Source organism: Campylobacter sp. BCW_6466 (assembly GCF_001762835.1).
Taxonomy (GTDB): domain Bacteria; phylum Campylobacterota; class Campylobacteria; order Campylobacterales; family Campylobacteraceae; genus Campylobacter_D; species Campylobacter_D jejuni.
In genome coordinates, this window is record NZ_MJXO01000074.1 from 23,485 (window position 1) to 40,652 (window position 17,168).

Sequence of the window (17,168 nt, forward strand, 5' to 3'; positions counted from 1 at the left end):
ATTTGGGGCATAAAGCCCCTTAAATTACATTTTGCAAGCACCCTGTAAAGTAGCACCTATCATCCAAAGACTTTTTTCATATTTTGCGATATTTTCTTGTGCAAAAGCAGCTGTTGTGGTATCACTTTCTTTTTCTGCTGCTTCATTGAGTTTTTTAAATTCTGCTAAAAGATATTCATAATCTTGTTTGATCAGTTCTATGACTTCAAGCGGAGTAAAGCAATCTTTTGCAACTTTTGGACTTTTTGCATTTTCCATTAAAACTTTTTGGCAAGTGATAGCTTTTTCGCCAAGTTGTAAAACTCTTTCAGCACAACTATCAAAAAGTTCTGCCATTTCTTCATAAGCTTTTTCTGTGTACTCGTGTATAGAAAAAAATTGCAAACCTTTTACATTCCAATGATAATTATGAAATTTAACCCATAGATGATGAGCATCTGCTTGCATTTGTAATAATTGTTTTGTAACTGACATGATTGACTCCTTTTTTTGGTTTTTAAAATTATAGCATAAAATTCTTAAATAATAATTATTATTAATTAAAAATTTTTATTATAATTTTAACTTAAAATCATTATACTCTTTTTTTAATGAATTTTGATTAAGAATTTAATATATTTTTTAAGATCAACTTTCCAACTTCCACACCAGGTTGATCATAAGTGTTAATCCCTAGCATAACACCGCAAGTTGAAGTAAAAAGTTCATAATAATACATCAAATATCCCGCATGCCAAGCGTCAAGTTTTTCAAGTTCTATCACATCAACACTCAAATTTTCAGCGATTAAAGCATGCATAGTTGCATCACATTGAGCGTTTAAAAGTTCGTGAAGATTGACTTTATTACTTAAAGAATCTAAAAATTTAAAATGAATATCAGGGATAATAGGTGCTTTTTGAGCGTCTTTGATTTTTAAAAAAGTTACAGTTTTATTTTTAGGTCCATCCATGATGAGTTGTAAAAAACTATGCTGATCTCTTGCACCAATGAGTGCAATAGGAGTTAAACCTATGCGTTTATAGCCTTGCTTTTTACCTAAACTTTCAGCAATAAGCTGGATATACCATTCGTTAAAGCCTTTAAAAGCATCACTATATGAAAAAAGCACATTGATATTGGCATTTTTGTGTGTGCAATAATGATAAGCCTTTTGTAAAATTTCATCTTTTTTGCGAGTAAAAAAATCTTCAAAACAAGCTTTAGCTCCTTCTAAAAGAGCTTTGGCATTATAGCCACAAAAACAAAGTGGAACTATACCCGCGGCTGAAAGTATGCTAAAACGACCTCCTACATTTGCAGGGATAAAAAAGCATTTAATACCTAAATTTTCACCTTCTTTATGAAGTTTTGAATCCTTATCAGTAATAAAAACAAAGTATTTTTTTAATTCTTGCATATCAAGTTTAAAATGTTCAATAAGAAGTTTAAAAAGTGATACGACTTCTATAGTGCTACCTGTTTTACTGATGATTAAAAACAAACTTTCTTCAAGCTTGATTTTTTCTAAAGTCTTATTAAAAGAATGTGAGCTTGTGTTATCGAGTATAAAAAGCTCTTTTTGGTTGCTTTTTTCATTAAAAAGCATATCGCGCAAGGCTTTTACACCACAACTTGAACCTCCCATTCCCACTAAAACGATATTTTTTACATATTCTTTATCTTGAATAAATTTCAAGCTCTCATCGATTAAATTCAAACTTGTGTCAATAAGATGATAATACCCTACATCTCCACTTTTTACCTCATCATTAATACGATTTGCATAAGAACTTATAGTGTGAATTTCACTTTGCTTAAAAAAAAGTGTATTGTTTAACATTTACTTTTCTCGTAAAAATAATTTGTCGCCTCTACAAAGCCTTCTACGCTTCCACAATCAAAGCGCTTCCCTTGAAATTTATAAGCTAAAACCATACCATTGGTTGCTTGAGTTAAAAGCGCGTCGGTAAGTTGAATTTCGCCATTTTTTCCTACTTTAGTATTTTCTAAAATTCCAAAAATATCAGGAGTTAAAATATATCTTCCTATGATAGCAAGACTACTTGGAGCTTCATCAGGACTTGGTTTTTCTATCATAGAATTAACCATAATAAGATTTTCTTCTACAAAATTTCCAGAAATTACTCCATAGTTTGAAACTTGTTCTTTTGGTACTTCCATCACAGCTATGATGGTGCAGCGATATTTTTCATAAATTTTTACCATTTGAGCCATAACATTTAAGCCTTCTTCATTAACACACAAATCATCGGCTAAAATTACGCCAAAAGCTTCATCGCCAACTAAAGGTTTACCTTTTAAAACCGCATCACCTAAGCCTTTCATTTGATTTTGTCTTGTAAAAGTAAAGGTGCAACGATTGATCAAAGAGCGAATTTCATCAAGTAAGTATTCTTTTTTTGTACCTGAAATTTGATGCTCAAGTTCATAAGAAATATCAAAATAATCCTCCAAAGCTCTTTTTCCACGCCCTGTGACAAAGCCCATATTTTCCATTCCTGCTTCCAAAGCTTCATCAACCCCATAATGGATCAAAGGCTTAGTTAAGATAGGTAACATCTCTTTAGGTAAAGTTTTTGTTGCAGGTAAAAATCTTGTCCCATAACCTGCCGCAGGGAAAATACAAGTTTGAAGCATAAAAATTTCCTTTTATTTTTTTATCATTATAGCTTATTTTTATGAATTTTTATGCAACAAGGCAAAGTTCTTTTTGCCTTGTTATTCAAACTCTGCCTTAGCTAATTTAACAATGGTTTCTACTACTCCAGAATCTTCAAGTGTTGAAATATCCTGTTTAATTTCTTCACCTCTTGCTATAGTTCTTAAAATTCTTCTCATTATTTTACCACTTCTAGTTTTTGGCAAACCTGGAGTATAAAGAATTTTTTCTATTTTAGCTATAGGTCCTATTTCTACTCTTAAAATGTCATTAAGCTCTTTTAAAGTTTCTATAGCTCCGCCAAGATCACAACTGGATGTAGGACTTAAAACCACAAAAGCAAACAGTGACTCGCCCTTAATCGCATCCAAAATACTCACTACAGCTGATTCTGCTACACTTGGATGTTTAGCAATAGCGCTTTCAATTTCAGCCGTTCCTATACGATGTCCTGCAACATTAACCACATCATCTGTTCTTCCTGTGATGGTAATATAACCATTTTTATCATAAAAAGCACCATCGCCACTAAAATATACAGCTTTTCCATCTTTTCTAGCTTGAGAAAAATAACTTTCTATATAGCGTTCATCATTACCCCAAATTCCACGAATCATCGAAGGCCAAGGTTTGGTTATACAAAGCAATCCATCTTCACCTTCATCTTTTTTATTGCCTTCTTCATCAATAACTTCTGCAAAAATTCCTGGCAAAGGCAAGGTAGCACAACCTGGTTTTAAAGGAGTAGCGCCTGGTAAAGGCGTGATCATATGCCCACCTGTTTCTGTTTGCCACCAAGTATCGACTATAGGACTTTTAGCTCCCCCTATTTCATCATAAAACCACTTCCAAGCACTAGGATTGATAGGCTCTCCAACCGTTCCAAGCACTTCAAGCGTACTTAAATCATATTTTCTTGGCTCATCAGGTGCATCAGCATGAAGCATTCTTATAGCAGTTGGCGAAGTGTAGAATTTGCTTATTTGATACTCTTCTATCATTCTCCACCAACGCCCAGAATTTGGATAAGTAGGAGTTCCTTCATGCATTATAGTCGTTGCCCCACATGCTAAAGGCCCATAAACTACATAAGTATGTCCTGTAATCCAACCCACATCAGCACTACACCAATAATTATCATAATCTTTAATATCAAAAACCCATTCCATAGTCATTTGTGCCCAAAGTATATATCCTGCACTTGCATGCATAACTCCTTTTGGCTTGCCCGTTGATCCTGAAGTGTAAAGCAAAAACAACAAATCCTCGCTATCCATGATTTCGGGTTCACACTTATAAGATCCATTTTTCACAAGTTCGTTATAAACATAGTCCCTTCCTTTAATATATTCTATAGGCTCATTATTGCGTATAACTATAAGTACTTTTTCTACACTTTCACACCCTTCACTTAAAGCCTTATCTACTGCAGGTTTTAACATATAAGGTTTGCCACGACGAAAAGCACCATCAGCCGTTACCACAAGTTTAGCTCCTGCATCTATAATTCTATCTCTTAAGGCTTCAGGAGAAAACCCTCCAAATACCACACTATGAATAACCCCAATCCTTGCACAAGCTAACATTACTATAGCTGTTTCTGGAATCATAGGCATATAAATTACAACCCTATCGCCTTTTTTTACTCCGAATTTTTTAAGCAAATTGGCTGCCTTGCAAGTTTCATGCAATAATCTTCTATAAGTATAAACTTCATAATCCCCCATTTCACCTTCAAAAATCAAAGCAGCTTTATTGCGTCTTGTTTTCATATGACGATCAAGACATTGATAGCTTACATTTAAAGTTCCACCTTCAAACCATTTATAAAATGGAGCTTTATCCTCATTTAGCACTCTTGAAAAAGGCGAAAACCACTCGATCTTCTCAAGTGCTTGTCTTTTCCAAAAACCTTCAAAATCTTCTTTGGCTTCATCGCATAAATCATAGTATTCACATAAATTTTTTATACGAGCATTACGAGAAAATTCTTTACTTGGCTTAAAAAGCTCTTGATTATTTTGATTAAGCATAAAAACTCCTTTATAGTTATTTTTAAACATTATATAAGAGTTTATTTGTATTAAATACAAATTTGAAAAATAATTAAGATAAATTTTATAAAAAATGAGAATATTTGTAATATTTTATTTAAATTTTATAATGTATGTTAATTTAAGAAACATATTGCATCTTCATAAAAATAAAGACTGAGTTCTTCGTATAATTTTAAATCGAATTTTAAAAATTCTTGTTTTTCTAAGGCAAACTCTAAAATTTTATCCATACAACTTACCCTTATAAAAACATCACTTTTCCTACTTCTAAGTGCTATAATATAACATTTTTCTAAAATAAACTCATAATTATTTTTTGGGATATTTTTAGAATTAAAAAAAGAAATTTTATAAGGATCAATCGCAATTTTACTTGGAGGTTTTTTAAAATCTTTATATTTTTTACAATTACTAAAATCTATAAAATTACAAAATTTCACACCTTGATTTTCTAGCTCAAAAACATTAGTATTTTCAAATTCTAAAATTTCTCCACTGTGTAAATAAAGTTTTTTTTGAGCCAAAGAATCTAAAAAATGTTTATCATGACTTGCGATTAAAAAACCTGTATTGAAATTTTCGTGCATTTTAAGAATAGCTTTTTTAAATAAAAGCGTAGTATTTTTATCCAAAAAAGCACTCGGTTCATCAAGTAAATAATACTTCGCTCTTACGCTTAAAGCTATAGCAAAAGCTATTTTTTGACTTTGTCCTGATGAAAGTTCATTAGGATATTTACTTAAAAGACTTTCATCTAAATTTAAAAACATCAAACTTTCTTTTATACGTTCTTCGATATCTTCTTTAATCCCATAAGTTTTTAAAGTAAATAAAAAATTTGCCCTTACGCTACGATTTAACAAAATAGGCTCTGGAAAAAGCAAATAAATTTCACGCTTTTGTTTATTATTAAGTTTAAAATTTCCAAAATAAGAAATATTTTTTGAAAAATCTCCTTCTAAAAATTTTAATACTCTTAAAAATGTAGATTTTCCACTTCCATTCGATCCCATTAAAATGCTAATTTTACTAGTATCAAGTTTTAAATTTTTAATTTTTAAAACTTCTTTGTTTTGATAGTTGAAAAAAAGATTAGAAATTTCTATCATTTTATGTTCTTTTGAGTTTATGTGTGATGAAATTTAAACAAAAGGCAATGAGAATTAAAACCAAAGCCAAAGCTATACCACTAGCAAATTCGCCTTTGTTGGTTTCAAGAGAAATAGCTGTGGTTATGGTTCTAGTGTCGTATTTAATATTTCCACCCACTATCATCGCTACTCCTACTTCTGCTACAATGCGTCCATAAGCTAGTGCAACGACGCTAATCAAAGCAAAGCGTAATTCATAAATCATCATTAAAACAAGTTTTAAAGGACTTAGGTGAAAAGATTTTATAAGTAAAAAATGTTTTTTATTCATATTTTCTATCAAATTTGAAAAAAGTGCGATCACTATAGGAAGTGCTAAAATAAACTGCCCTAAAATTAAAGCCTTTATAGTAAAAAGTAGTCCAAATTCTCCCAAAGGTCCTCGACTTGAAATCAGTGCATAAAGTATAAGTCCTACCGCAACTGTTGGAAAAGAAAGGCTAGTATCTATGATAAGTTTTATAAAGCGTTTAAATTTAAAATCAAAAAAGCCTAAGATAAATCCCAAAGGAAAACCTATGAGCAAAGCTAAAACTATAGAAATACTTGAGCTTAAAAGTGTAGTTTTTATAGCTGAAATTACACTTTCATCAGCATTAAAAAGTAAAAATAAAGCTTGTTTAAAACCATCAAAAATATAATCCAAAAATATCCTTTTTAAAATAAGTAATTTTAGCATAATTATGCTAAAATATTTTTTTATGTAAATTTATAAGGAGAAAAAATGAAAAAAATCATTTCTTTAGCCCTTGCTTTAGCTTTAAGTGCAAGTGCAGTAGAACTTAAAATGGCGACCACAACAAGCACTGACAATACAGGACTTTTAGATGCTCTAAAACCTCTTTATGAACAAGAAAGTGGCAATACCTTAAAATGGGTTGCAGTAGGAACAGGTGCGGCTTTAAAAATGGGTGAAGATTGCAATGCTGATGTACTTTTTGTACACTCTCCAAAAGCAGAAAAAGAATTTATAAAAAAAGGTTTTGGCGTGGATAGAACCCCTGTGATGTATAATGATTTTATTATCATTGCAGATAAATCAATAGCTTCTAAATTTAAAGGCAAAAATTTAAAAGAAAGTTTAGAGCTTATCAAAAATAAAAAACTCACTTTCATCTCAAGAGGCGATAAATCAGGTACTGATAATAAAGAAAAAAGTCTTTGGAAAGATCTTGGTGGTGTGCCTGAAAAAGAAAACTGGTATCAACAAAGTGGACAAGGTATGCTAGCAAGCATTAAAATCGCCGAAGAAAAAAAAGGCGTGATTTTAACTGATCGTGGCACTTATATCAAATATGAAGCCAGTGAAAAAGGAAATCCAAGCTTAGTCATTGTAAATGAAGGCGATGATAGCCTTAAAAATTTTTATTCTGTTATAGCAACAAATCCTAAGCATTGCAAAAATGTTAATTATACTGAAGCTAAAAAATTTATCAATTGGCTTACAAGTGACGATACTTTAAGTTTTATTAGCGGATTTAAACTGCTCTATAAACCTTTATTCGTAGTTGATGCAAAAACAAGGAAGGATTAAAATTAAGCAGGTTTTAGCCTGCTTAAAATATTATTTTTACTTATTGTAACTTTTTTATTTATTTTTCAAAACTTTTAGCTTATTTAAAATTCTTCTTTAGATACAATAAAATCAATAATTAAATATACAAGATCAAATAATGTTCAAAGTAGATTTAAATAGTGATTTAGGGGAAAGTTTTGACACCTATAAAATGGGAATGGATGAAAAAATTTAAAATTTGTAAGCTCAGCAAATGTCACCTGTGGCTTTCATGCGGGTGATCCTTGTGTAATGGATAAGACCTTAAATTTAGCCAAGCAAAATGGTGACACCCATCTTATCCTGATATTTTGGGTTTTGGAAGACGCAATATGCAAATAAGCTTTGAAGAAACCAAAGACCATGCCTTGTATCAACTAGGAGCTTTATTTGGCTTTACTAAGACAAAAGGTATAAAAATACAGCATTTTAAAGCTCATGGCGCACTTTATAATATGGCAGCTATTGATGAAAATAGCTATCAAACGCGTGATAAAAATGATAAAAGAAAGCAAAGTTACAAGCATAAATGGCAAAGAAATTGATTTAAAAGCTAATAGTATTTGTGTTCATGGGGATAATGTAAAAGCTTTAGAATTTGTTAAAAAAATCAAAGAAAATTTAGAAAAAGAACAAATTTAAATTTGTGCTTTGGAAAATTTTATATAGGTTTTAGCAATGTTTAGTGTGCATTTTAGTGGAAGTAAAGTTTTGCTTTTGCTTTTTAAGCAAGAAATTTCATCTCAAATTAATGCTTATGTTTTAAGTACAGAGCAAAGGATACAAAAAAAGTGAAATTTATGGTATTGATGAGTTAGTAAGTGCTTATGCAAGCTTGCTTATATATTTTAATCCTTGCGTGCTTTCTTTAAATTTCTTGCTTATTTTTTTGGAAAAAATTAAAAAGGATATTAAACTTACGGAGCAAAACTCAAGTCTTTGCATAGAAGTTCCACTTTGTTATGATGAAGAATTTGGACTGGATTTAGAATTTGTATGCAAGCACAATCAAATTTCAAAAGAAGAGCTTATATCTCTTCACACTAAGCCTTATTATCTTGTTTTTATGTTAGGTTTTATGGCAGGTTTTCCTTATCTTGGAGGTTTAGATGAAAGGCTTTTTACCCCACGCCTTTCAAGTCCTAGAGCAAAAATAGAAGCTGAAAGTGTAGGCATAGCTGATAAACAAACAGGAGTTTATCCTATTTCAAGTCCAGGAGGTTGGCAAATCATTGCTAGAACACCTTTGGAATTTTTTGATAAAGAAGATGAAAAAAATCCCACTCTTTTAAAAGCGGGTATGTTTTTAAAATTTAAAGCCATTTCAAAAGATGAATTTTTTGAGATCCAAGAGCAAGTTGCTAAAAAAGTCTATCAAAAGGAAATTTATGAGTATAAAAATCATTGAAACATCTATAAATTCAAGTTTGCAAAACTTTGGTAGAAAAAAATTTGCTAAATTTGGCATAGCAAGAAGTGGAGCTATGGATGAAGATTCTTTAAGAATGGCAAATATTTTGCTTAGAAATAAACAAGATGAAGCAGGAATTGAGCTTTGTTTAAAGGGTGAAAAATATAAATTTTTAGATGAGAATTATTTTGTTTTAAGTGGGGCTGAATTTGAGGCAAAGCTTAATAATCAAAAAATCAAAACTTGCAAGGTATATAAAGCAAACAAAGGCGATATTTTAGAACTTGGTTTAGCAAAAATAGGTTTTCGTTGATATTTATGCGTAGCAGGTGGTTTTGAAGTAAAAAGTTTTTTTAAACTCTAAATCCAATGATGCTAAAATGGGAGTTGGAATTTTTGAAGGAAGAGCTTTGCAAAAAGATGGTATTTTAAAAACTCATGATACTTTTATACCTTTTAATTTAGAAGCTAGAGAATGTGAAAATCCTATTTTAAAAGCTCATAAGATCCTATTATATGCGTTATTTTAGGAACAAATGAAGATGCTTTTACCAAAAAAGGATAGATACTTTTTTAAATACTACTTATAAAGTAGGTTCAAAAAGCGATAGAATGGCAATTTACGCAGAATCTAGTGAAAGTATAGAGCATAAAAACTCAGCAGATATCATCTCAGATCCTGCGGTTTTTGGAAGCATACAAGTGCCAAAAAGTGGTATTCCTATCATTTTAATTGCAGCAAGACAAAGCACAGGAGGTTATACAAAAATAGCCACGGTTATAGAAAATGATTTAACTTTACTCGCACAGGCTAAGCTAGACTCTAGTTTAAATTCCAAAGCATTAGCATGCAAGAAGCCTTTGAGCTTTATAAACAAAGAGAAATGAATTTAAAGCTATGGATCAAAAAATCAATCTTGATTTTGAAAATTTGATCTAAGCTTTTTCACCATAAATATTGATAAAATATATAGCACCTATAGCCAAGGCACAACCTAACAAAGTAAGTGCATTTGGCACCTCATCTAGTATAAAATAACTGCAAATTAAAGCACTAGCAGGGGTAATTAAAACAAAAGAATTTGCCTTAACACTCCCAAAATGCGAATCCTATAATAATAAATACTAGTACCTATAATAGTTGATAAAAAAGCAACGACAAACATACTGATCCAAAATAAAATTCAAAATGAAAAATTTCATAACTTTTTACATCAAACAATACCCAAGAAAACATTAAAACAGAAATGAGATTAATATAAAAGTTAATCGCCAAAGGGTGAGCTCCTTTGGCTTTATGATTAAACACTGCTATTAAAGCCCAAATAAAAATAAAATATTAAATTTACCAAATAAATCTTCTAAACTCCCTAAATTTAGCAAACAAAATCCAGATAATAAACCTAAAAATAAGCCTAGAATTTCACTCTTTGTGATCTTGTGAGTTGATTTTTTATCTTTTTGAAATAATATCGCTATCATAAATATCAAATAAGAAAAAATAGGAATCATAGTTGTAACCAAAACACCGCCTTTTCCAGCTAAACCATACTTAATGGCAATAAAAAATACAAAAGTATAAAGCCCATTTAAAATTCCTACTATCAGCACCCATTTTAAAATAGATTTTTCAAGCCTTAAAAGAATTCTTAAAAAGCCTAATACCATCAAAGAGCCTAGCAAAACAAAGAAAAAACGCCAAAAAGTAATCACAGAAGTATCAGCGCATAAGCTGATAAAATCTTAGAAATAGGCCAAGATGAGCCCTATAAAAACATAGCTAAAACAAGCAAGATATACAAATACTTTGTTCGAGTCAATGTTACACCTTGAAATTTTTAAATCAAATTTTTTAAAAAATTTTTTTCAAGTGTAGTTCATACTCGTTTAGATATTTTTCCACTTGAGGATTTTTTACCACATCATTACACATAAAAGTTGGTAAAGCTTTCATACCTATAAATTCATGAGCCTTATGCAAATGCCAATACACCATATCTACACCCTTTCCTTCAAAAAATTCATTTTTATCATTAAAGGCTTCAAGAGGTGCATTCCAAGTGAGAGAAAACATGTATTTTTTGCCATGATCTAAACCACCTTTTCCGTAGTTTTTACTAGGATTTTCATGAGTTCTTCCATCATTTTTAAAAAGCACTCCAGCACCCAAACCAAACACTTCATCGATATATTTTTTAACTATCCAAGGCTCGCCCATCCACCAAGCTGGCATTTGATAGATCACAACATCAGCTTTTATAAATTTTTGTATCTCTTCTTTAGGATCATATCCTTGATCTATGTGAGTTTGATCTACTTCATATCCTAGTATTTTTAAAATTTCTAAAGCATGATTATGCAATGTTAAATTAAGCTGTCCTTTTGAATTTCCAAATTCTTTAGCGCCATTAAGCAAGAGTATATTTTTCATTTTTATCCTTTTTTAAATTTTATGATACAATTATAACTTAACATGATGTCATTTTTAATACAGAAAATAAAGTAAGATACTATACTAAAGGAATGTTAAATGACTAAAGAGAATTCTCAGTGCAATTTCGAAGAATGTGGATTTAACTATACTCTAGCATTAATTAATGGAAAATATAAAATGAGTATTTTATACTGCTTATTTCGCTATGAAATCGTGCGTTATAATGAACTCAAACGCTTTTTAAGCTCCATATCTTTTAAAACTTTAACCAATACCTTAAGAGAACTAGAAAATGATGGTTTAATTATCAGAAAAGAATACGCTCAAATTCCACCCAAGGTAGAATATAGCTTATCCAAACGCGGACAAAGTTTAATTCCCATTTTACAAGCTATGTGCAAATGGGGCGAGAAAGACAAAAAGGAAAAAAATGCTTGAATTAATTGGCGAACTTTCTTTACAAAATTATATGGGAGAATGGCTTGAAATGGCTAGAAAACCCGCCTTTTTTCAAAAATCTTGCCTAAATTCAAAGGCAAAATACGAGCTTAAATATAAAAATGGCGTTCCTTATGTAGAAATTGAAAATTTTTGCAGTAAAGAAAATGAAATTTCAAGCATAAAAGGTAAGGCAAAAATCGTTTCAAATAGACAATTAGCAGTGAGATTTAATATCTTTATGAACCTTTTTAATAAGGTAAATTATGAAATCATTTTTATTGATAGCGAGTATAAAGTTGCAATTGTGGGTAGTCCTGATAAAAAATATCTTTGGATTTTAGCAAGAAATATAATAGATGAAAAAAGTATAAAAGAGCTTTTAAACATCGCTAAGCAAAGGGGATTTGACATTAGCGATGTGATTTTTAATAAGTATTAAATTATTCTTTTGTCATATCAATGACATAGCGAAATTTAGCCTTACCTGAGGTTAGATTTTCATAAGCCTTATCGATTTCTTGCGGTGTGATAAGCTCGGTTTCTGGATAAATTTCATGTTTTAAAGAAAAATCAAGCATTTCTTGAGTTTCAGCAATACCGCCAATTAGCGAACCATAAACCTTCTTACCTGCCTTATGTACAAGCTCATTTATGCCTATATTTACCTTATCTTCCACAGGAGGTAAGCCAACTATAGCCATTTCGCCACCAAATTTAAGTAAATCCAAATAAACAGCAGGATTATAAGGCGTTGGAATGGTTGAGATGATTAAATCAAAGCGTTCTTTTACGGCGTTTTTATCGCAGCTTGTGTAAAATGAGCTTACACCCATAGCCAAAGCATCGGCTTTTTTGTTTTCATTTCTAGCAAAAACGCTAACCTTTGCACCCATTTTAACAGCGTATTTTACAGCCATCATACCAAGTCCGCCAAATCCTGCTATAGCAACGCTTGAACCTTCTTTTATCTTAGAAAATCTTAAAGGCGAGTAAGTGGTAATGCCCGCACAAAGCAAAGGTGCAACCTTATCCATCGGTGCATTTTTTGGCACACAAATGGCAAATTTTTCACTTACAACTATGTTGTTTGAGTAGCCCCCATAAGTGTTTTCATTGCCGTGAAATGCATCACAACTATTGTAAGTAAAGATGGTTTTGCCATTTTCGCAAAACTGCTCTTGTGAGCGTTTGCAAGCATCGCATTCACCGCATGAATTTACCATGCAACCAACCCCTGCGTAATCTCCTACTTTAAATTTACTCACATTTTTACCCACAGCGATAACTTCTCCTGCTATCTCATGCCCAGGCACGCAAGGATAAGTAGCTTCTCCCCACTCGCTTCTTGCGGTGTGAATATCGCTATGACAAATGCCTGCATATAGGATTTTAATCAAAATATCATTATCGCCAATAGCGTGGCGGCTAAATTCAAAGGGTGTAAATTTCGCATCTTTACTAAGCATTGCATAGCCTTTACTTGCAATGCGATTGTTTTCTAAAATTTTGTATTGCATTTTTGCTCCTTTTTTGATTTTTTATAATTATAAAACATTAGAGTAGCTATAAGTCAAGAGAGAAAATAATTTTTTAAAAATTAGAAAAATACTTGATGTGTTAAAATTTTTTGATTTTTTAACGTATTTTTTTTATAATGTTAAAAATCTTTAGAAATTTTAAAATATAAAAGAATTTATACAACCAAAGCTACTTCTAAATATAAAGAAATTGTGTGATAAAGGGGCGATTTTAAATGAATGAAATATATAAAATAAAACAAATTTTTATAGCGAAGATTTCTTAGAGATTTTATTTTTTTATCCTTAAACAAGGATAGAATTTTTAATAAAATATTAAAAATTTATAAAAATTTAATATTTTTAAAATATATCAAAATGGATAAAAATCATTATTATATAAATATAAAACTTTTAAGATTTTTTAAAAAGGAATTTTTAGATGCAAAGCGAAAAAAGAATTTTAGAAAAAATTAAAAATATTGCTTTTATTTATAAGCAAATTCGTCTTATAACACTTGAAGGTTCAAGAGTAAATAAGAAAGCTAAAAAGGATAAATATCAAGATTATGATATTTCATTTTTTCTAAAATCTAAAAATTTGAGAAAATTATTAAACCTAAACAAAAGCAAAGATATCAAAAAAGCAAAATTACCTAAATTTATTAAAAATTTTGGAAAAATTTTATTTTATCAAGCGCCTGAAAGCTTTGAATTCTATAAAGCTGATTTGCCTAAAAATTGGGTGAGTTTTTTGGTAATTTTTAAAAATGGAGTGAGAATAGACTTTAAATTTATCCCCTTAAAATCATTGAAACATTATTATAAATTTGAACCTTTAAGCAAAGCGCTTATAGATAAAGATCAAAGATTTAAGAAAACTCAAAATGAGAATGTTTTTTGCATTAAGAAACCAACAGAAAAAGATTTTGATGAAATATGCAATGAGTTTTATTTTACTTTTACAAAATTAGAAAAAGCTCTTTTAAGAAAACAATTTATAATGTCAAATTATTTGTTAAATTCTATGCGTGAAACACTTTTTGATATGCTTAGTTTTAAAGTCGGACTTAAATTTGGTTTTGAAATTTGGCTAGGTAAACAAAATACTGATATTCTAAACTTTTTAAAGCAAAAAGAAATAAAAATTATCTTAAATTCTTTTAATACTACTTCACTTGAACAAATTGAAAAAACAAGAAAAAAGCTTGAAAATTTATTTCACAAAAACACCAAATTTGTAGCAAAAAAGAATGACTTTAAGCTTTTTTCTTATCGAAAAAATGTAAAAAAATATTGCAAAATTTTAAGAAAATTGTAAAGTAACCGTTATTCAAATTAAAATATGTTATTATTATTTTAAAATTAATTTAGGGTTAAAAATGAATTTTTCAGAGCAGGATACAAGGGTTAAAATTATAGATGAGAAATTAAAATTAGCTTTATGGAATGAAGAAAACATAATAAGAGAATACTATTTTAATGCAGGAAAAAAACTCATAGGCGGCAAAAGAGGGCAAAGAAAATTCGTTGATTATTTACTTAAATTTCAAAACAAACACCTAGCTATCATTGAAGCAAAGAAATTAAGCAAAGACCCGCTTGATGGACTTTCTCAAGCACAAGAATATGCAAAAAATTTAGATGTGCGTTTTGTGTATTGCACAAATGGAGAAAAGATTTATGAATACGATATGCAAAATGCAAGGGGCGAGTATGTGCAAAATTTTGCTAGTCCGCAAGTTTTATTTGAGCGTGTTTTTGGGAATTTAAAAGAATGGCAACATAGACTTTTAACACAAAAGCCAATGTATATACCGCAAAAAGAATTAAGATATTATCAAAAAATAGCCATAGACAAAGTCATAGAAGCTATTATAAATAACAAAAATAGAATTTTACTCACTCTTGCTACAGGCACAGGAAAAACAACCATAGCTTTTAATTTGTGCTATCGTTTGTTAGAGGCAAGATGGAATAAAGAAAACAAAGATCAAAAGCCTAAAATACTATTTTTATGTGATAGAGTGAGCTTAAGATATCAAGCCTTAGGAGAATTTAATCCTATAGAAAGTGATTGTAAGGCAATTAGTGCTGAAAAAATAAAGAAAAATGATGGAAAAATCATAACAAATGCAAATATTTTCTTTGGAATTTATCAAAGCTTAGCCGCAAATTCAAAAGAACAAGAAAACATCCAAGAAGAACAAGAGAGCAAATTTTATCTTCAATACCCAAAAGATTTTTTTGATCTTATCATCATAGATGAGTGCCACAGAGGTGGAGCAAACGAAGAAGGAAGCTGGAGAGCTGTACTTGAGTATTTTTCCTATGCAACTCAGCTTGGTTTAACCGCTACTCCAAAAAAAGAAGAAAATATAGATACTTATGAATATTTTGGCGAAAGTGTTTATGATTATAGTCTTAAAAGTGGTATTGAAGATGGCTTTTTAACACCTTATAAAGTCAAACTCATCAAAACAAGCTTGAGTGATGGTTATGTTTATAATCCTAATGATTTGATACAAGGGGATCTTGAAAAAGGTTTTTACAAGCAAAGTGAATTTGAAAGAAATATATTTTTACCAAGATATAATGATTTTATCGCTAAGAAAATTTTGGAGCTTATAAATCCTATGGATAAAACTATCGTTTTTTGTGTCAATCAAGCCCATGCGAGTGAAGTAAAAAGAGCTATAGATAAATACAAAAATGTTAAAGAAGATGATTATTGTGTAAGGGTAACGAGCGATGAAGGTAAAATAGGAATTGATTATCTAAAGCAGTTTCAAGACAATGATAAAAGCTTTCCTGTCATACTTACAAGTTCTAAAATGCTTACAACGGGCGTGGATGCTAAAAATGTCCGCAATATCGTTTTACTAGCAAATATAGGTTCTATGGTGGAATTTAAGCAAATTATCGGGCGTGGAACTAGAGTATATGAAGGTAAAGACTTTTTTACCATACTTGATTTTGTTGGCGCCACTAAGCTTTTTTACGATCCAAAATGGGATGGTGAAAAAATAGAAGAAATCAAAGAAAAAGAAAGAAAAATCACGAAAGAGATAAAGAAAATAAAAGAAGAAAGCAAAGAGAAAAAAAGAGTAATTGTACATCTTGTAGGTACAAAACTTAAAGTTTTAGATATCGTGACAAGTTATGTGGGATTAGAGGGTAAGCCACTTCGCACTAAGGAATTTTTGGAATTTTTGATAGGAAAATTGGGTGAGTATTATGATGATGAGAAAAAATTGCGTGAAATTTGGAGTGTCCAAGGCAATAGAGAGAATTTTTTAAAAGCTCTTGCAAAAGATGGAGTGGATGAGGATGTCTTAAAAGATTTGAGTGAAATTTTTGAAAAGAAAGATTGTGATATATATGATGTTTTGGCGCATTTGAGTTTTAATAGCGAGATCAAAACAAGGCAAGAACGTGTTTTGCAAGTAGAAAATAGCGAATTCTTAAAACGCTTTCAGAAAGAAAAGGCTATAAGGTTTATAGAATTTTTACTGAATCGATATCAAGAATACGGCATAAAAGATTTTGATGAGGGTTTAAAACCGCTTATAGAGCTTAGTTCTTTGAGTAGTGTTAGAGAATTGGCCAATGAATTTGGAAGTTTAGAAAATTTAAAGCAAAGTTTTGATGACTTGCAAAGGGAAATTTATTTACATTAAAGGATAATTTATGGAAGAAATGCAAAAAATACAAGAAGAAATAAGCAATATAAGAAGTGATATTTTAAAAAAATACAAATATATAAATGAAAAATATAATTTAATTTGTGAAGACAACGAAGGAAAAATATCTTTATATACTCAAATAGAAGATATAAGAAATGACATAGATTATAAGCTAAAAGATTTAGATAGTCAAATCGATAATTTTAACAAATTTTACGATGAGACTTTTGGAGAATTTGATAAAGAAAATAATA

13 protein-coding genes and 5 pseudogenes are annotated in these 17,168 nt (G+C 30.2%); 9 read left to right on the forward strand and 9 right to left on the reverse strand.

The window, feature by feature from the left end:
- Positions 1-24: 24 nt before the first annotated feature.
- From AJ887_RS08990 to tupB, 6 genes are all read right to left on the reverse strand, one after another.
- A complete protein-coding gene (locus tag AJ887_RS08990; RefSeq protein ID WP_002851546.1) occupies positions 25-474 on the reverse strand; it encodes a Dps family protein in 450 nt (149 codons plus the stop codon).
- Positions 475-601: 127 nt separating this feature from the next.
- Positions 602-1,822 (reverse strand): glucose-6-phosphate isomerase, encoded by a 1,221-nt coding sequence (locus tag AJ887_RS08995; protein ID WP_070240641.1) that lies wholly within the window; start codon positions 1,820-1,822, stop codon positions 602-604.
- A complete protein-coding gene (galU, locus tag AJ887_RS09000; protein WP_070240642.1) occupies positions 1,816-2,640 on the reverse strand; it encodes a UTP--glucose-1-phosphate uridylyltransferase GalU in 825 nt (274 codons plus the stop codon). Before galU ends, AJ887_RS08995 begins: the two co-directional genes overlap by 7 nt.
- An 81-nt stretch (positions 2,641-2,721) precedes the next feature.
- Positions 2,722-4,695: an acetate--CoA ligase gene (gene acs / locus AJ887_RS09005; RefSeq protein WP_070240643.1), complete on the reverse strand. Its 1,974-nt coding sequence runs from the start codon at positions 4,693-4,695 to the stop codon at positions 2,722-2,724.
- A 137-nt stretch (positions 4,696-4,832) separates the two neighbouring features.
- Positions 4,833-5,828 carry a tungstate ABC transporter ATP-binding protein TupC gene (tupC, locus tag AJ887_RS09010; protein ID WP_070240644.1) on the reverse strand — a complete coding sequence of 332 codons (996 nt, stop codon included), beginning with the start codon at positions 5,826-5,828 and terminating at the stop codon, positions 4,833-4,835.
- A 1-nt stretch (position 5,829) separates the two neighbouring features.
- Positions 5,830-6,516: a tungstate ABC transporter permease TupB gene (gene tupB, locus AJ887_RS09015; protein WP_002871132.1), complete on the reverse strand. Its 687-nt coding sequence runs from the start codon at positions 6,514-6,516 to the stop codon at positions 5,830-5,832.
- A gap of 78 nt (positions 6,517-6,594) precedes the next feature.
- On the opposite strand from tupB, the gene tupA reads away from it, so the two are divergent.
- The 4 genes and pseudogenes from tupA to AJ887_RS09035 all read left to right on the forward strand — a co-directional run bounded on the left by tupA (position 6,595) and on the right by AJ887_RS09035 (position 9,776).
- Positions 6,595-7,404 (forward strand): tungstate ABC transporter substrate-binding protein TupA, encoded by an 810-nt coding sequence (tupA, locus tag AJ887_RS09020; protein WP_070240645.1) that lies wholly within the window; start codon positions 6,595-6,597, stop codon positions 7,402-7,404.
- Positions 7,405-7,543: 139 nt separating this feature from the next.
- Positions 7,544-8,067, forward strand: a pseudogene (locus tag AJ887_RS09025) (5-oxoprolinase subunit PxpA).
- A gap of 36 nt (positions 8,068-8,103) precedes the next feature.
- Positions 8,104-8,833, forward strand: a pseudogene (gene pxpB / locus AJ887_RS09030) (5-oxoprolinase subunit PxpB).
- A pseudogene (locus tag AJ887_RS09035) lies at positions 8,814-9,776 on the forward strand (biotin-dependent carboxyltransferase family protein). The pseudogenes pxpB and AJ887_RS09035 overlap by 20 nt, the downstream one beginning before the upstream one ends.
- Here the strand turns inward: AJ887_RS09035 and AJ887_RS09040 are convergent.
- Together AJ887_RS09040 and AJ887_RS09045 are read right to left on the reverse strand one after the other, a co-directional pair.
- Positions 9,773-10,587: pseudogene (locus tag AJ887_RS09040) on the reverse strand (DMT family transporter). The pseudogenes AJ887_RS09035 and AJ887_RS09040 sit on opposite strands and share 4 nt — an antisense overlap.
- A gap of 101 nt (positions 10,588-10,688) precedes the next feature.
- Positions 10,689-11,267, reverse strand: coding sequence for an NAD(P)H-dependent oxidoreductase (locus tag AJ887_RS09045; RefSeq protein ID WP_070233895.1), 579 nt, complete (start codon positions 11,265-11,267; stop codon positions 10,689-10,691).
- A 99-nt stretch (positions 11,268-11,366) separates the two neighbouring features.
- On the opposite strand from AJ887_RS09045, the pseudogene rrpA reads away from it, so the two are divergent.
- Together rrpA and AJ887_RS09055 are read left to right on the forward strand one after the other, a co-directional pair.
- Positions 11,367-11,713 (forward strand): annotated as a pseudogene (gene rrpA, locus AJ887_RS09050) (MarR family transcription factor RrpA).
- Positions 11,701-12,150, forward strand: a complete 450-nt coding sequence (locus tag AJ887_RS09055) for a lipocalin family protein (RefSeq protein ID WP_070240646.1) — start codon at positions 11,701-11,703, stop codon at positions 12,148-12,150. Before rrpA ends, AJ887_RS09055 begins: the two are co-directional and overlap by 13 nt.
- 1 nt (position 12,151) lies before the next feature.
- Here the strand turns inward: AJ887_RS09055 and AJ887_RS09060 are convergent, their stop codons facing one another.
- The gene (locus AJ887_RS09060) at positions 12,152-13,228 is read right to left on the reverse strand and encodes an NAD(P)-dependent alcohol dehydrogenase (RefSeq protein ID WP_070240647.1); all 1,077 of its coding nucleotides are present in this window, start codon (positions 13,226-13,228) and stop codon (positions 12,152-12,154) included.
- 442 nt (positions 13,229-13,670) lie between these two features.
- Between AJ887_RS09060 and AJ887_RS09065 the strand changes: the two genes are divergently transcribed.
- The 3 genes from AJ887_RS09065 to AJ887_RS10305 form a co-directional block, all read left to right on the forward strand.
- On the forward strand, positions 13,671-14,549 hold the full coding sequence (locus AJ887_RS09065) for an aminoglycoside 6-adenylyltransferase (RefSeq protein WP_044780632.1): 879 nt from the start codon (positions 13,671-13,673) through the stop codon (positions 14,547-14,549).
- A 61-nt stretch (positions 14,550-14,610) separates the two neighbouring features.
- On the forward strand, positions 14,611-16,908 hold the full coding sequence (gene hsdR / locus AJ887_RS09070) for an EcoAI/FtnUII family type I restriction enzme subunit R (RefSeq protein ID WP_070240648.1): 2,298 nt from the start codon (positions 14,611-14,613) through the stop codon (positions 16,906-16,908).
- Between the two features lie 10 nt (positions 16,909-16,918).
- Positions 16,919-17,168: hypothetical protein (locus AJ887_RS10305; RefSeq protein WP_186820771.1), on the forward strand; the 250-nt coding region annotated here is incomplete at its 3' end.

Coding starts and splice junctions, on each gene's coding strand:
- AJ887_RS08990 (WP_002851546.1), bottom strand. CDS start 474: ATGTCAGTTACAAAACAATTATTACAAATGCAAGCAGATGCTCATCAT.
- AJ887_RS08995 (WP_070240641.1), bottom strand. CDS start 1,822: ATGTTAAACAATACACTTTTTTTTAAGCAAAGTGAAATTCACACTATA.
- galU (WP_070240642.1), bottom strand. CDS start 2,640: ATGCTTCAAACTTGTATTTTCCCTGCGGCAGGTTATGGGACAAGATTT.
- acs (WP_070240643.1), bottom strand. CDS start 4,695: ATGCTTAATCAAAATAATCAAGAGCTTTTTAAGCCAAGTAAAGAATTT.
- tupC (WP_070240644.1), bottom strand. CDS start 5,828: ATGATAGAAATTTCTAATCTTTTTTTCAACTATCAAAACAAAGAAGTT.
- tupA (WP_070240645.1), top strand. CDS start 6,595: ATGAAAAAAATCATTTCTTTAGCCCTTGCTTTAGCTTTAAGTGCAAGT.
- AJ887_RS09045 (WP_070233895.1), bottom strand. CDS start 11,267: ATGAAAAATATACTCTTGCTTAATGGCGCTAAAGAATTTGGAAATTCA.
- AJ887_RS09055 (WP_070240646.1), top strand. CDS start 11,701: ATGCTTGAATTAATTGGCGAACTTTCTTTACAAAATTATATGGGAGAA.
- AJ887_RS09060 (WP_070240647.1), bottom strand. CDS start 13,228: ATGCAATACAAAATTTTAGAAAACAATCGCATTGCAAGTAAAGGCTAT.
- AJ887_RS09065 (WP_044780632.1), top strand. CDS start 13,671: ATGCAAAGCGAAAAAAGAATTTTAGAAAAAATTAAAAATATTGCTTTT.
- hsdR (WP_070240648.1), top strand. CDS start 14,611: ATGAATTTTTCAGAGCAGGATACAAGGGTTAAAATTATAGATGAGAAA.